Genomic DNA, 15,273 nt, shown 5'->3' with positions numbered 1-15,273 from the left:
ACTTCTTTTTTGCGCAACTTTTGACATAGACTGCATCTTAACCAAAAGCAACTTTACCCATGTCAAGATTTTTAGTTTTTATCGCTGCATTATTGAGTTTATCCTCTTGTTCAGATGATGATGACAGCACTTCTGAAACTGCCGCTTGCGGTGTAGGCAACCCTGTTGAGGACCTGGGTTGGCTACAAGCTGAAATCATTGATAGAGAGGCCAATCCTACCGAAGACACTAAATACTGCTACATTGAGCAAGCTGAATTGAATGGCCAAACAGTGTTCATATATGAAGATTGTAATCCTGCTATCAATAAAATCGTCCCTGTGTTTGATTGTGAGGGAGACTTCATAGGTCGTATCGGGAATGAAGTACAGCAAAATGAATTGAGTGATTCTTGCGTCATTTGGTTGCCAGAAGATTTCGCCTGTCTCATAAACTTTTCATGTGTACGCAACAATTAGCTACCAACATCCCAAAAAATCCTTCAGAAAAATACTTACATTTGAACATATCCCTGAAAATCAGGGCAGTTCAACCTAATATTTAGAAACAAATGAAAAAATTAACGCTACTACTTTTCTGCTTATTTTCTTTTGGTGTTTTTGCCCAAGAAGACACAACCGTTCAAAATTCCATTACAGGAATGGTAACATTTGTGCAAGGCCAATTGGTTCAACTGGCTGATGCGTTTGACGAATCACAATATGATTGGCGGCCTTCTGATGACGTACGTTCAGTTCGCGAAGCTATTTTGCATACTGCTGCGGCCAACTACTTTTTAGCTTCAAAAATGGGCCACCCATCTCCCGAAGATGTCGACTGGATGGGCATGGAAAAAAGTATAACCGGTAAAGACAATGTAATCGCCGCTCTAAAAAAGTCGAATGAGTTTATTTTGGGGGTCATTGCTAAAGAAGAAGCTGCCAAATTCAACGAAGAAGTTGATTTTGGCTTTATGAAATTGAACCGTCTCAGTGGATTATTGGTCGTTTTGGACCATAATGCCGAACATAAAGGGCAGTTGATTGCCTATGCACGCTCAAACGGAGTGGTTCCACCTTGGAGCCAGCCACAAGAATAACAATGAAAAAGCCCCGAATTCGGGGCTTTTTTTATGCTTTATATTTTTGCGGCAGGTACACCAGCTTTTTGGTTTCAAAAAAGGCTTCCTCAAAATATTCGGTCAAATCAAACTCTTGCGCTGTTCTATAATTTCGGAGTTCTTCGGTCAAATCACCACCCTTTAGATACAAAATGCCATTTTTTCGTTCATGGGCAGATTCTTTTTTGACCTTTCCTTTTGTCCAGTGTACAAAAGTGGGCATGGCAGCCACGGCACGGCTGACGATAAAATCAAATTGACCGGGCAAATCTTCAACCCGTGAGTGGTGCGCGGTCACATTTTCCAATCCCAATCCATCTACAACCTCATTGACCACCTTGATTTTTTTTCCGATGGCATCGACCAATGTAAATTGTGTCTCAGGAAAAAGAATCGCCAAGGGTATCCCCGGAAATCCACCACCTGTGCCCACATCCAAAATTTCAGCACCCTCATTGAAAGCCTGTACTTTAGCAATGCCCAGGGAATGCAATACATGGCGAAGATAGAGTTCATCAATGTCCTTTCGGGAAACCACATTGATTTTTTGGTTCCAGTCTTGGTACTGTCGTTCCATTTTTTCGAACTGTTCCCGTTGATTTTCCGTAAGGGATTGAAAGTATTTGAAAACAATTTCCGCTTGCATCAAAAGTGTTAATTTCGCCAAAAGTAATACTTTTGACAGGCACAAAACCGTTAACATCTTTGGTAACCTTTGCCAACGCTAATTGGTTACCTTTGCCGAAAATCAAACTATGCAGCAGGATACCATCCGTTTTTCCCGTAAAGATTCCGCACAGTTCTTTAGAACCCTCAATAAAAGGGTGAACCACTATTTTAAAGAGAAACAGCTAAAAAAAACGGGCAATTGGAAGTTGCACCTCAAGACTGTAATTATGTTCAGTTTGTATCTGACACCTTATTTTCTGCTGTTGTCGCTCAACCTGCCCACTTGGGCGCAATTTTTGCTCACTATCTTGATGGGTGTCGGTATGGCCGGTGTCGGCATGAACGTCATGCACGATGCCAACCACGGTTCGTATTCCACCAAAAAATGGGTGAACAAACTCATGGGCGGCAGTATGTACCTGCTTGCGGGCAATGTCTACAATTGGCAAGTACAGCACAATGTCTTGCACCATACCTATACCAATATTCACGAACATGATGAAGATATGGAGGCTGGCCGGGTGCTGCGCTTTTCAAAACATGCCAAATGGAAACGCCACCACAAGTTTCAACATTGGTACTCTGTTTTTTTATATGGATTATTGACCTTCAACTGGGCCATTACCGTAGATTTCAAGCAGATGTACCGTTATATGAAGCGAAAGCTTTCATACGGAAAACTACCCAACCCAGTGGTGAATTGGAGCACTTTGGCCGTCACAAAAGTGTTGTATTTCACGGTTTGGTTGGTACTGCCCATCCTATTCTTTGACATCCCCTGGTGGCATATCCTTATCGGATTTTTCATCATGCACTACGTGGCCGGACTCATTTTGAGCATGGTCTTTCAATTGGCGCACATCATTGAGGATGCCGAGACGCCCCTACCCGACGAATCAGGGGGCATGAAAAACACTTGGGCCATCCACCAATTGTTCACCACGGTAAATTTTGGCACCAAAAACCGGATCGTGAATTGGTTTACCGGCGGATTGAACCATCAGGTGGAACACCATATTTTTCCACACATTAGTCATGTGCATTACACAAAAATCTCTAAAATTGTGAAAGAAACGGCGCGGGAATTCAATTTGCCGTACCATGAGTACAAAACTACCAGAAAAGCCATAATTTCGCACTTCAAGCATTTGAAAGAATTGGGCAAAAGACCCGTTCTGCAATACCAATAATCAAGAACAGCTATGAGCAACCAACTGTCGAAAAGGATACAGAACATGTCCACTTCGGCCACACTGGCTATGGCCGCCAAGGCCCGTGAACTACGAAATGAAGGAAAAGATATCATCGGTTTGAGTTTGGGCGAGCCTGATTTCAACATCCCCGATTTTATCAAAGAAGCGGCAAAACAGGCCATTGACGACAACTATAGCAGCTATACTCCTGTTGACGGTTATGCCGAGCTGAAACAAGCCATTTCAAACAAGTTCAAAAGAGATAATAATCTTGACTACGCTCTGAAACAGATTGTGGTCTCCACCGGGGCCAAACAATCGCTTTTCAATGTGGCCATGGTGGTTCTGGACCCCGGTGATGAGGTGATCTTGCCCGCACCCTATTGGGTCAGCTACCGCGATATTGTCAAACTGGCCGAGGGCATTCCTGTGGAGGTGCCGACCAGTATCGACACCGACTTCAAAATGACACCCGAGCAATTGGAAGCTGCGATTACGCCAAAGACCAAAATGCTGTGGTTCAGCTCCCCTTGTAACCCCAGTGGTTCTGTCTATGGAAAGGAAGAGCTTGAAGCTTTGGCCGAAGTATTAAAAAAGCATCCGCAGATCATCATTGTTTCCGATGAAATTTATGAGCACATCAATTTTAAGGGAGGCGGCCACACCAGCATTGCGGGCATTGACGGTATGTATGGCCGTACCGTGACCGTGAACGGGGTTTCAAAGGCCTTTGCCATGACCGGATGGCGTATCGGTTACATCGGCGCCCCTGAATGGATTGCCAAGGGCTGTACCAAACTGCAGGGCCAAGTGACCAGCGGTGCCAATGCCATCGCCCAGCGTTCGGTAATCACCGCTTTGGAGGCTCCGGTGAGCAAAATACAGTACATGATCGATAAGTTTCGGCAACGTCGCGATTTGGTGTTGGATTTGTTGGGAAAAATTGACGGCTTCAATGTCAATGTACCCGAAGGGGCGTTTTATGTGTTTCCTGATATTTCGGCTTTCTTTGGAAAAACCTTGAACGGCACCAAAATCAACAACGCCTCCGATTTTGCACTCTACATTTTGGAAAAGGCCAATGTGGCGACCGTCACCGGGGAAGCCTTTGGCAACCCCAGCTGTATCCGTATTTCGTATGCGGCTTCGGAAGAAGAGCTGAAAGAAGCTATTTCGAGGATTGAGGCAGTGGTTTAGCTTTAGATTTCTGACTCCTTTCCCTAGCAAGGGAAGGAGCTTTTACTTTTTGCTATGCCCGCTTCCAGAAATAAGGGGTCAAAATGATGAGGACGGTAAAGAGTTCCAACCTTCCCAAAAGCATAAAGAATCCACACCACCATTTACCAAATTTGGGCAGGCTGCTAAAATTCACCACCGGGTTCAAATCGCCCAATGCAGGCCCCACGTTTCCTAGAGATGACGCGGCCCCACCGATGGCCGATTCAAAATCCAATCCCAAAAAACCCAATCCCAAAGCGCAGATGATGAACAACAGCATGTAGAGCACAAAAAAGCCAATGATGTTGTAAACAATGTGTTCAGAAACACTTTTATTGTTATAACGCACAGGTATAATTGCGTTTGAATGCAATGACCGCTTGAACTCCAGAATTCCATTTTTGATGATAAGCAAATGGCGCATGACCTTGATGCCACCAGAAGTGGAACCCGAAGAGCCTCCCAAAAACATCAATCCGAAGAAAAATACGGTCAAGAAGGGTGTCCAATTCGTAAAATCAGCCGTGACAAATCCCGTGGTGGTCACAATGGCCAACACCTGAAAAAGTCCATGCCGAAACGCACTTTCCTTAGCTCCCAAAACTTGGGGATGATACTCAGAAACTGGCACCTCAGCCCTGAAATAGACCAACAGCGATGCCACAATGGTACTCACCACAATGAACAGGGCGTACATTTTAAATTCTTCATCTTTGAGAATGCGCTGTACTTGGCCCGTGAGCCCAAAATAACTCATCACAAAATTGGTGCCCGCCAGAAACATAAAAACGATGATGATGTACTGAATGGCGGGATTATCATTCCAGTAGGCTACACTCAGGTTTTTGGTTGAAAATCCGCCTGTGGAAAGTGTGGACAATGAATGGTTGATGGCATCAAAAAACGACATGCCCGCGACCTTGAGCAAAATGGTTTCAGCAATAGTGTAGCCCACATAGATCAACCACAGCCTTTTTGCCGTATCGGTAATTCGCGGATGGAGCTTATCGCCCCCTGGCCCCGGTGCTTCTGCGGCGAACAACTGCATGCCCCCAATGCCCAGCAACGGTAAAATGGCAATGGCGAGAACGATGATTCCCATACCTCCGATCCAGTGGGTCAGGCTGCGCCACAAAAGCACGCCCTCGGGCAACGATTCAATATCGTTCAATATGGATGCCCCCGTTGTCGTATATCCTGAAATGGTCTCAAAAAAAGCATCGGTCATTGTAGGTATCGAGCCTGTGAACAGGTAGGGAAGCATACCCGAGAGCGACATAATAATCCACCCAAAAGTGACAATGATGTAGCCCTCTTTTCGCTTCACTTCCTTTTTATGGCCCCGGGTGTAGAACATCGCCATGACACCAACAAAAAGGGTCACCAAGGCTGCCAGCGTGATGTCAAGGGTAGCCCCGTCTTTGTAGAGACCGCTGACCAATGCCGACAGCAACATGAATCCCCCGTTGCAGAGCAACAAGAGCCCCATAATGTGAATAATGATTCTGGTGTTCAAACCCATTAGAGGAACAATTTTTCGATCCTTCCGATAGCTTTGGGAAGACAGCACACCACTACCTTATCGCCACTGGCAATCTTAAAATCACCGAGTGCTATGATGCCCTTATTGTTGCGGATGACACCACCAATGATTGCCTCACGCGGAAAATCAAGCTCTTTGATCAGCTCACCGTTTACCAAAGAGGTCGGTTTGACCTCAAATTCCAATATTTCGGCGTTCAGATTGTTCAGGCGGGTCAGTGCCAGCACCTCACCCTTTCTGATATAGCGGAAAATGGTGTTCGCGGCCAAGAGCTTTTTGTTGACCAAGGTATCGATCCCGATGGACTGTGACAGTTGAAAATAGTCCATATTCTCAACAAGTGCTATGGTCTTTTTAATGTTCTTTGATTTTGCCACAAGACATGACATGATGTTGGTCTCTGAGTTGCCAGTAACGGCCACAAAGGCATCCATTGAATCGAGGCTTTCTTCCTCCAACAACTCTACGTTTCTGCCATCACCATTGATGACCAGAGCGTTTGGCAACTCATCAACGATATCAAATGCCTTTTCTTTGTTCTTCTCTATCAGCTTGACATTGAATTTTTTATTGCAGAGCTCGCGGGCGGTCTTGTAGCCTACCTTGCTTCCGCCAAGAATCATGACATTTTTGATGTCTTTTTTCTTCACACCGGTAAGTTTGTACAGCTCATCGACCCCACCAGCTGAAGTGATGAAATATACTTGGTCACCTTCCTTAAAAACCGTATCCCCGCGGGGAATCACGGTATACTGGGTGCCCATACGTTGAAGGGCTATCGGCATAAAATGCACTTCTGGAAAAATATTGGCCGCTTCTTTGACCATTTTTCCCACAAAGGGAGCACCTTTGGGGAGAAACACTCCGAACATGGTCAAAAGTCCCTCTTCAAATTGATAGGTATCATTAAAAGCCGATTGCGTCAGCAGAAGCTGTATTTCAGTCGCCGCAAGCTCTTCGGGGGAAATCAATTCATCTACACCCAGGTCACCAAACTTGAACAATTCTTTGTTGTCAACAAATTCGGTATTCGAAATTCGCGCTATGGTCTTTTTACTGCCCAACTGTTTTGCCAATAGGCAGAGTGTCAGATTGGTGGTCTCAGAAGAGGTGACCCCAATGACCAAATCAGAGGTGTCGACATTCGCATCGTTTAACACGGATATTGATGTAGCATCTCCTTTCAACACCTTGATATCGAGATGGTTGTCGGCATACGACAAACTTTCTTTATCGGTATCTATAAGTGTAATGTCTTGTGACTCATAAGACAATAGCTTTGCCAAATGAAAACCCACTTCGCCAGCCCCTGCAATAATTATCTTCATCGGTTACATTTGAGAATAAAAGGTATCAATACCTAAAATGAAATAAAATTTGGAAAGAATTTTACTGTAAGCTTCGATACACGAAAATGCATCCATTCAACATGTGACTTGAAATTATGGGGCAAAATTACAAATAATTATATCGGTGCACCAAAATAGGTACTGCTACTTCAAATTGTATCTTTGCAGCCAAATTTTCTGAATGTCTGAAAAAGTCAAACCGTATAAAGATTCCCGCTCAAGCAAAAAGGCACAGGTCACACAGATGTTTGATACCATCTCTGAAAATTATGACAGCCTGAACAGGGTCATTTCTTTCGGAATCGATAAAAAATGGCGTAAAAAAGTGGTCAACATCGTGGCAATGAAAAAGCCTCAGACCGTATTGGACATTGCTACTGGAACTGGCGACCTTGCCATTGCCATGACCCAGACCAATGCCGAAAAGATTGTGGGTCTTGACCTTTCGCCGGGCATGCTCGAAATCGGAAAAGAAAAAGTGGCCAAGAAAAATCTTCAACAGCAAGTTGAAATGGTCATTGGTGACAGTGAGAACCTGCCTTTTGAAGACAACTCTTTTGATGCCATAACTGTGGCATTCGGGGTTCGCAATTTTGAAAATTTAGAAAAAGGGCTTGAAGAAATACACCGGGTACTCAAGCCTAATGGTACTTTTGTGGTATTGGAAACTTCTGTGCCCACAAAGTTTCCATACAAGCAGGGTTATGCCATCTACACAAAATACTTACTGCCCACAATCGGCAAATTCTTCTCTAAAGACCGCTCTGCATACACCTATTTGAGCGAGTCAGCGTCAGTTTTTCCACATGGTCGAGCGTTCAACAATATTTTGGCCAAAATTGGGTTTATAGGTATAGAGAACAAACCCCAAACATTTGGGGTGGCATCAATTTATGTTGCTACAAAATAACCGGATGAAAAATACCGCAAAATTGTTAGGCCTACTGCTTCTGGTATGCCATGTCGCCCAATCACAATTTAGAAAAGACCCCATCATCAACATTCAAAATGAGGATAAGGCTCTTTTGAACTGGGGCTACTATTTAGGCTTTAACCAGTATGATTTTCAATTTGAGTATGAAAATGATACAGCGACCCAAAACGCCCTGACCGATATTTTGGTCGATAAATCTTTTGGGTTCAATGTGGGGCTTATCGGTGAGATGCGCATCAATGAATTTATGGATGTACGTTTTGAACCGGGCTTGCTGTACAATCAACGGAATTTGGGTTTCCCCGGATTTGACAATGCAGCCGATGCCATTCGTGAGGTTCGTTCTACATACATCAGATTTCCGTTGTTGTTGAAATTGAGTACCAAGAGATTTGGCAACTGGAAACCCTTTATCATTGGTGGCGGTTATGCAGCGATCAATTTGGGCAGCAATGAAGATAGCCTTGAGGATAACAGCAGTGGCGAATTTCGCATGAAGAAAAACGTATATGGCTATGAACTTGGGTTCGGTATCGATTTTTATACCGAATACTTCAAATTTACGCCTTCAATTCGCGGAGTCTTTGCCCTGACGGATGAATTGGTGAGAGACAATGACCCCAATAGCCCGTGGACAGGCAACATCAATGCCATGCGCACCAGGGGCATTTTTGTCAACTTTACCTTTGAATAGGTTGATGGTTGATGGTTGATGGTTGATGGTTGATGGTTGATGGTTGATGGTTGATGGTTGATGAAAAAATGACTTTTTGGAATTTGGTGCTTGAATTTTGAAATTTTCATTCAAAATTATTTCGCAGAGCTGCACTTATGTTCGCTTAGTTTCACAGAGAAACAATACAATCATCCGTCATTCTACACTCGTATTTCGTGCTTCTGACCTCGTAATTCAAAAGACACGAATTACACGATTTGAGTTTGTGTTTGATTTTTGAGTTTGAACTTGAACTAAATCGCTCTCCTCACTTCACTCAGCAAAATTGCCGTGGCGGTCGCCACATTGAGGCTTTCTGTGGAAGGTTTCCCAAATTGGGGAATGGCCAATCTTTTTTGAACAAGCTTTTCTGTGGATGCCGAGATTCCGTTGGCCTCATTGCCCATGATCAAAATGCCTTTTTCTGGAAGTTGTTCACCGTAAACGGATGCTCCATCCATAAAAGCACCAAAAATCGGGTCATCGCTATCGGAAAGGTAGGTTTCTAAATCCTCATAAAAAATAGCTACCCTTGCAATCGAGCCCATGGTGGCTTGCAGTGCTTTTGGGTTGTAGCAGTCTACGGTATCCATCGAGCAAATTACTTGCTCAATACCGAACCAATCACATAGCCTGATAATCGTGCCCAGATTACCGGGGTCACGCACCGCATCAAGAACCACGACCCAATCTGCATCTTTATTTTTCCTTATTTCTGGTATCCTAAAAACGCCCAAAACACCGTTCGCCGTGCTTAGCGAAGACATTTTTTCCAAATCTGATTCAGCAATTAGTTCTACCTTGCCCATCAATTGAGCGGCCAACGTATCTGATGTTGCATATATGGCAAAAGATGTAAAATCAGACTGTAAAAGCTCGTTCACCAGCTTCAGCCCTTCAACAACAAAGAGCCCATTCAACGATCGGTACTTTTTTTGCTGTAAGCCTTTTACCAGTTTGATTTGTTTTTTGGTGACCATTCAAATATTTATTTTTGGAGCTATATGTGGAAATCTGCGCATCGGGAATGTAACCTAGCAAAAGTAATAGTATTGTCATTATCGGTTACGTTTTGGGGGTGCAATTCCCTTAAAAAAGTCGAAGATGGAGAGCTGTTGTTGATAGAGAACACCATTTATGTCGATGGTGAAAAAGTCAATGACGAACCCATAGAGAACCTTATCGCACAAAAGCCCAACACCAATCTATTGGGCTACCCATTACGTTTGAACCTCTATAATCTGGCAAAAGATGACCCTGATTCACTCTATCGCGATTGGCTGCACAGAAAAGAGAAAAGAGAAAAACGCCTGAACAACCTGTTGTCAAAAAAGCAGGTGAATCGTTTGGGGCAATCTTTTATGGTCAAGGGGTTCAGTGAATTTTTAAAGCGGGTAGGCGAACCGCCAGTGATCATAGACACCACACGCACGAAAAAATCAATCGGTCTTTTGGAAGCATATTATGGCAGCAAAGGCTATTTTAACAACAGTGCCAGCTACGAAATCACCGAAATAAAAGAGAGAAAAGGCACCATAGATTATAATGTGACTTTGGGGAAACCGTATTTTGTCGACTCGCTGACCAGAAAAATCACCTCAAGAGAACTTGACTCCATCTATATTGAGAACAACGACGAGTCTTTTGTCAAGGAGGGAAAGCAATTTGACCTGAGTGATTTTAGCAATGAACGTAGCAGATTGACCTCTGTTTTCAGAAATTCTGGAGTGTACGATTTTCAAGAAAGCTCAATAACCTATGATATCGTTCGTGACACGGCACTTTTGGCAGAAGATCAAAATATGGATGTTCGCCTGAACATCAGTAGGGCGCAAAGTGATGAGGATACAGTATCCACCAGAAAACCGTACACCGTTCACAAATTCAAAAAAATCAACATCTACGCAGATTACGACGTTACCGCTGACAATACATCGCTTGATTCTTTGCAGCATGAAAATTATACCATTTTCTATGATGACAAGCTACAATACAAACCGGATGCATTGACCGATGCCGTTTTTTTAGAGCAGGACAGTATTTATCGAGAATTGGACAAAATTAGGACCTACAGGCAAATCGGCAATCTCAACACGTTCAAGTATCCAAACATTCTGATTGCCGAAGAAGTGGGCCAAAGTGATTTAATCGCAGATGTCTATCTTTCACCAAGACCAAAATACTCGCTCGAACTTGATTTTGATGTGACCCATTCGAACATTCAAAGGGTGGGCACCTCGTTCGGTACCTCGGTCATCACCAGAAATGTGTTTGGTGGGGCAGAGACCCTTAGCATATCTGCCAGGGGGGCCATTGGTATTTTGAGCAACGCTGGGCCTACAGATGGTGATTTCACTTCTGAACTGGGCGGTGACATCAATCTCACTTTCCCACGAATTTGGTTTCCTATCAATACAGAAAAAGTTATTCCATATTATATGCTCCCACAGACCCGCCTTTCTGTGGGTACCAATTTTCAAAACAATATCGGACTTGATCGGCAATCTTTGAATACTGTCTTATCATATAAATGGTCGCCTACCGATTTTTTGACCAACAATATTGAACTGATCAATATTGAATTTGTACGAAATACCGATATCAATGATTTTTTTAATGTGTACAATAACACGTATGACCGTTTGAACGAGGTCGCGAGTCAAGATGTTTTTTTGAATAACGTACAGCTTGACACACTTTATAACGAAAATGACAACTTGACCATACCTGATGGCACCAACGGATTTATTGATGCCATCTTAAATGATGGCATCGGGCAAAGTTCAGACGACATAAGTATTGTTAGAAGTATCAGGGAGCGCCAGACCCGTCTGACCGAGAACAACCTTATTTTTACATCGAACTACACCTACACCAAAAACAACAAACAGGGCATCAACGATCTTGCCTTTTACCAGTTCCGTTTTAAGGTAGAAAGTGCCGGAAACTTGCTTTCTTTGGCGACCAATGTCATAGATTTTGAAAAAAATGACAACGATCAATCGCTGGTTTTCGGGGTACCCTTTTCGCAATACCTGAAAACAGAGTTTGACTATATCAAACACTGGCAGACCTCGAGAACCGATGTACTGGCATTTCGAAGTTTTGTTGGGTTGGCGGTACCCTACGGAAATTCAAACAGCATCCCCTTTGTGCGCAGTTATTTTGCGGGTGGCTCAAATGACAATCGGGCATGGAATGCCTACGAGCTGGGACCTGGCAGTACCTCGAACCTTAACGATTTCAATGAGGCCAACCTAAAAGTGGCATTGAACCTCGAATTTCGTTTTCCCATTTTTGGAGATTTTAAAGGAGCCCTTTTTGCCGATGCCGGGAATATTTGGAATGTGTTCGACAGTGAAGACAATCCTGATGCCATCTTCACGGGTTTTGATTCATTGGGCGATATGGCCCTTGGATCGGGTTTTGGCCTACGCTACGATTTTACCTATTTTGTCTTTCGTTTGGATATGGGGTTTAAAACCTATAATCCAGCCGAAGAGCCCTCAAAACGATGGTTTCGCGATTACAATTTTAGAAATGCCGTATTCAACGTTGGTATCAACTATCCTTTTTAGACCTAAATTATTATTACTTTTGTTGCCTGAAACAACGCTCAACTAACTCAAAAATATATGTCCCACAATATCAAACCCGGCGTAGCCACGGGAAACGAGGTGCAAGCAATCTTTAATTATGCGAAAGATAAAGCTTTTGCACTTCCGGCGGTCAATGTAATTGGCTCGAACACGATGAATGCAGTGATGGAAACTGCTGCGGCCCTCAATTCACCCGTAATTATCCAATTTTCAAATGGCGGAGCCCAGTTCAATGCTGGCAAGGGCCTATCCAACGAAAACCAAAGGGCTGCCATTTTAGGCGGTGTAGCGGGTGCCAAACACGTACATGAAATGGCTGAAGCCTATGGCGCAACGGTCATTTTGCACACTGATCATTGTGCCAAAAAATTGTTGCCATGGATTGACGGCCTATTGGATGCCAGTGAAGCGCATTACAAAGCCACAGGCAAATCTTTGTACAGCTCACACATGATCGACCTTTCTGAAGAGCCCATTGAGGAAAACATTGAAACCTGCAAAAAATACTTGGAGCGCATGTCGAAAATGGATATGACCCTTGAAATTGAATTGGGCGTTACCGGTGGTGAAGAAGATGGGGTTGACAATACCGATGTAGACAGCTCAAAACTCTACACACAACCCGAAGAAGTCGCCTACGCCTATGAAGAGCTGTCAAAAGTGAGTCCACGATTTACCATTGCCGCTGCATTTGGCAATGTACATGGGGTGTACAAACCCGGTAATGTAAAATTAACCCCTAAGATTCTGAAGAATTCCCAAGAGTACGTTTCTCAAAAATATGGGGTCGAGCACAACCATATTGACTTCGTTTTTCACGGAGGTTCGGGAAGTACCTTGGAAGAAATCCGTGAAGCCATCGGTTACGGCGTCATTAAAATGAACATTGACACCGATTTGCAGTATGCATTTTTATCAGGTGTACGTGACTATGTTCAGGGCAAAAAAGAGTATCTGCAGGCGCAAATCGGTAATCCTGATGGAGATGACGTTCCGAATAAAAAATTCTACGATCCCCGGGTATGGCTCAGGGATGGCGAGAAAGCATTTTCAGAGCGTCTGAAAAAAGCGTTTGAAGACCTCAACAATGTCAATACACTTTAACTAAAGCTGAATTTATGTCGTCTTGGTTCAAGAGAAAGGAAAAAGGTATACAGACCGCAACGGAAGAAAAGAAAGACACCCCAAGGGGGCTATGGTACAAGACCCCTACCGGAAAAATCATTGAATCTGAAGAGCTTGCCGATAATTTTTATGTGAGCCCCGAAGATGACTACCATGTCAGGATTGGCAGCAGGGAGTATTTTGAAATTCTTTTTGATGACAACAAATTCCGTGAGCTGGATGAAAAACTGACCTCAAAAGACCCCTTGAAATTTGAGGACACCAAAAAATATGCGGATCGACTGAAAGCCGCTCAAAAAAAGACGGGGCTCAATGATGCTGTTCGCACCGCTGTAGGGAAATCAATGGGCAAAGATGTGGTGGTCGCCTGCATGGATTTCAGTTTTATCGGTGGATCCATGGGCAGTGTGGTGGGCGAAAAAATAGCCCGTGCCATCGACCATGCCATCAAAAAGAAAATTCCTTTTGTGATGATTTCCAAGTCTGGCGGTGCTCGAATGATGGAAGCGGCCCTTTCATTGATGCAATTGGCAAAAACTTCGGCAAAATTGGCACAACTGGCAGAGGCCAAGGTGCCCTATATTTCGTTGTGCACTGACCCGACCACAGGTGGTACCACGGCATCGTACGCCATGTTGGGTGATATCAATATCTCTGAGCCTGGTGCACTTATCGGTTTTGCAGGGCCCCGTGTGGTGAAAGACACCACTGGCCAAGATCTACCCGAAGGATTTCAGACTTCCGAATTTGTCAAAGAACACGGTTTTTTGGATTTTATCACACACCGAAAAGATTTGAAAAAGAAAATCAATCAGTACATCGATTTGATAACCAACCAGCCTTTAAGAAAATAAAAAAAGCCCCTTCCGATTAATTATCGGAAGGGGCTTTTTTTGATTGAATGTTACCCCTCTTATTTAAAGAACCTTCTAAGGAAAATTTCCTCTGAGCTACCATCAGGGTATGTCAAAACACCTTTGGCATCACAGCTACCATCACCAAAATCAAGGCTTGCAGTGGCACCATTTCTCGAAATATCAAGCACACCGCTTACAATAAACCGACAAGCCATCTCTCTGCGCAATGGCTCTGTGACCACTTTTGAGAACACATTGCCCAATTTACCTGTATACGTACCATTACCAGTAATCAAAAACACATTATCGCCCCAAAACCCGGAGCCATAGCCCTCAATCCATTCGCGGGTTCGTGTACCCGTAAACGAAGCAGTTTCACCTTCAGGCCATGTGGCACTAAAATCTGCGTTGGCAGTGCCTTGCGGATTACCATTTGCATTTGCACGCACCCGAAGAATGTCTGCTCCACCCTCGACTGAAACTCCGTTAAAGGTGAAGTTTTGTAAAGACAGGGCGAGGCTTTTCGAAGCGGCTTCCATATCTTTTTCATAGCTCAATTGAATGATTCCGCTTAAAACATTGCCATTGGGCAGTTCACAACCCTCACCAAAGTCAATCGTCTTTTCTTTGGTCGTGCTGGTCACAACGGTGGTTATGGTCACACAGTCGGGTAAAAAGTCGGAAGCATAATCAGATTTTGAAGTTTGCGATATCTCATCCGTGACGTAGACATCTTCTGCAATGGCAGTCACTTCTTCAGAGATTTGTTCAGCTTCGTCTGAAAACTTCAGTTCGGTGGCCGTGATGACCTCCTCCGTTAGCAAAGCTTCTTCATCAGAAGCACCGTTTTCACTACACGATGTAGCGGCCAAAATCGTTAATGCTGCCAAAACAGTAAAAATTTTGGTAAAGTTCACTTGATTGAGACACTTTTTCATAACTATAAATTTTAGAGTTTGGTAGTATGACCGA

At 43.8% G+C, this 15,273-nt stretch carries 14 protein-coding genes; 9 read left to right on the top strand and 5 right to left on the bottom strand.

Annotated features, from left to right (window positions below; translation table 11 throughout):
- Window positions 1–59: 59 nt before the first annotated feature.
- Together AAAH86_RS11195 and AAAH86_RS11190 are read left to right on the top strand one after the other, a co-directional pair.
- Window positions 60–458, top strand: coding sequence for a hypothetical protein (locus tag AAAH86_RS11195; RefSeq protein WP_343487706.1), 399 nt, complete (start codon window positions 60–62; stop codon window positions 456–458).
- A gap of 92 nt (window positions 459–550) precedes the next feature.
- Complete coding sequence (locus AAAH86_RS11190; RefSeq protein WP_343487705.1) at window positions 551–1,078, top strand: DinB family protein; 528 nt, start codon at window positions 551–553, stop codon at window positions 1,076–1,078.
- Between the two features lie 31 nt (window positions 1,079–1,109).
- On the opposite strand, the gene rsmG is transcribed toward AAAH86_RS11190, so the two are convergent.
- Complete coding sequence (gene rsmG, locus AAAH86_RS11185; RefSeq protein WP_343487858.1) at window positions 1,110–1,745, bottom strand: 16S rRNA (guanine(527)-N(7))-methyltransferase RsmG; 636 nt, start codon at window positions 1,743–1,745, stop codon at window positions 1,110–1,112.
- A 109-nt stretch (window positions 1,746–1,854) separates the two neighbouring features.
- On the opposite strand from rsmG, the gene AAAH86_RS11180 reads away from it, so the two are divergent.
- A complete protein-coding gene (locus tag AAAH86_RS11180; RefSeq protein ID WP_343487704.1) occupies window positions 1,855–2,958 on the top strand; it encodes an acyl-CoA desaturase in 1,104 nt (367 codons plus the stop codon).
- 12 nt (window positions 2,959–2,970) lie between these two features.
- Window positions 2,971–4,158, top strand: coding sequence for a pyridoxal phosphate-dependent aminotransferase (locus tag AAAH86_RS11175; protein WP_343487702.1), 1,188 nt, complete (start codon window positions 2,971–2,973; stop codon window positions 4,156–4,158).
- 52 nt (window positions 4,159–4,210) lie between these two features.
- Here the strand turns inward: AAAH86_RS11175 and AAAH86_RS11170 are convergent, their stop codons facing one another.
- Together AAAH86_RS11170 and trkA are read right to left on the bottom strand one after the other, a co-directional pair.
- The gene (locus AAAH86_RS11170; protein WP_343487701.1) at window positions 4,211–5,701 is read right to left on the bottom strand and encodes a potassium transporter TrkG; all 1,491 of its coding nucleotides are present in this window, start codon (window positions 5,699–5,701) and stop codon (window positions 4,211–4,213) included.
- Window positions 5,701–7,050 carry a Trk system potassium transporter TrkA gene (trkA, locus tag AAAH86_RS11165; RefSeq protein WP_343487700.1) on the bottom strand — a complete coding sequence of 450 codons (1,350 nt, stop codon included), beginning with the start codon at window positions 7,048–7,050 and terminating at the stop codon, window positions 5,701–5,703. The genes AAAH86_RS11170 and trkA overlap by 1 nt, the downstream gene beginning before the upstream one ends.
- A gap of 202 nt (window positions 7,051–7,252) precedes the next feature.
- On the opposite strand from trkA, the gene ubiE reads away from it, so the two are divergent.
- Window positions 7,253–7,981: a bifunctional demethylmenaquinone methyltransferase/2-methoxy-6-polyprenyl-1,4-benzoquinol methylase UbiE gene (ubiE, locus tag AAAH86_RS11160; RefSeq protein ID WP_343487699.1), complete on the top strand. Its 729-nt coding sequence runs from the start codon at window positions 7,253–7,255 to the stop codon at window positions 7,979–7,981.
- A 4-nt stretch (window positions 7,982–7,985) separates the two neighbouring features.
- Window positions 7,986–8,699 carry a porin family protein gene (locus AAAH86_RS11155; RefSeq protein ID WP_343487698.1) on the top strand — a complete coding sequence of 238 codons (714 nt, stop codon included), beginning with the start codon at window positions 7,986–7,988 and terminating at the stop codon, window positions 8,697–8,699.
- A 275-nt stretch (window positions 8,700–8,974) separates the two neighbouring features.
- Here AAAH86_RS11155 and AAAH86_RS11150 read toward each other — a convergent pair whose 3' ends face one another.
- A complete protein-coding gene (locus AAAH86_RS11150) occupies window positions 8,975–9,700 on the bottom strand; it encodes an RNA methyltransferase (protein ID WP_343487697.1) in 726 nt (241 codons plus the stop codon).
- 72 nt (window positions 9,701–9,772) lie between these two features.
- Between AAAH86_RS11150 and AAAH86_RS11145 the strand changes: the two genes are divergently transcribed.
- The 3 genes from AAAH86_RS11145 to accD are packed head-to-tail and all read left to right on the top strand — an operon-like array spanning window position 9,773 to window position 14,298.
- Window positions 9,773–12,298 carry a BamA/TamA family outer membrane protein gene (locus AAAH86_RS11145; protein WP_343487696.1) on the top strand — a complete coding sequence of 842 codons (2,526 nt, stop codon included), beginning with the start codon at window positions 9,773–9,775 and terminating at the stop codon, window positions 12,296–12,298.
- 57 nt (window positions 12,299–12,355) lie between these two features.
- A complete protein-coding gene (gene fbaA, locus AAAH86_RS11140; RefSeq protein ID WP_343487695.1) occupies window positions 12,356–13,423 on the top strand; it encodes a class II fructose-bisphosphate aldolase in 1,068 nt (355 codons plus the stop codon).
- A gap of 14 nt (window positions 13,424–13,437) precedes the next feature.
- Window positions 13,438–14,298: an acetyl-CoA carboxylase, carboxyltransferase subunit beta gene (accD, locus tag AAAH86_RS11135; protein ID WP_343487694.1), complete on the top strand. Its 861-nt coding sequence runs from the start codon at window positions 13,438–13,440 to the stop codon at window positions 14,296–14,298.
- A gap of 59 nt (window positions 14,299–14,357) precedes the next feature.
- On the opposite strand, the gene AAAH86_RS11130 is transcribed toward accD, so the two are convergent.
- Window positions 14,358–15,239, bottom strand: coding sequence for a hypothetical protein (locus AAAH86_RS11130; protein ID WP_343487693.1), 882 nt, complete (start codon window positions 15,237–15,239; stop codon window positions 14,358–14,360).
- Window positions 15,240–15,273 lie beyond the last annotated feature (34 nt).

This window comes from Allomuricauda sp. d1, from assembly GCF_039592695.1.
GTDB lineage: Bacteria > Bacteroidota > Bacteroidia > Flavobacteriales > Flavobacteriaceae > Flagellimonas_A.
This window is presented reverse-complemented; position numbering and strand designations above follow the sequence as displayed.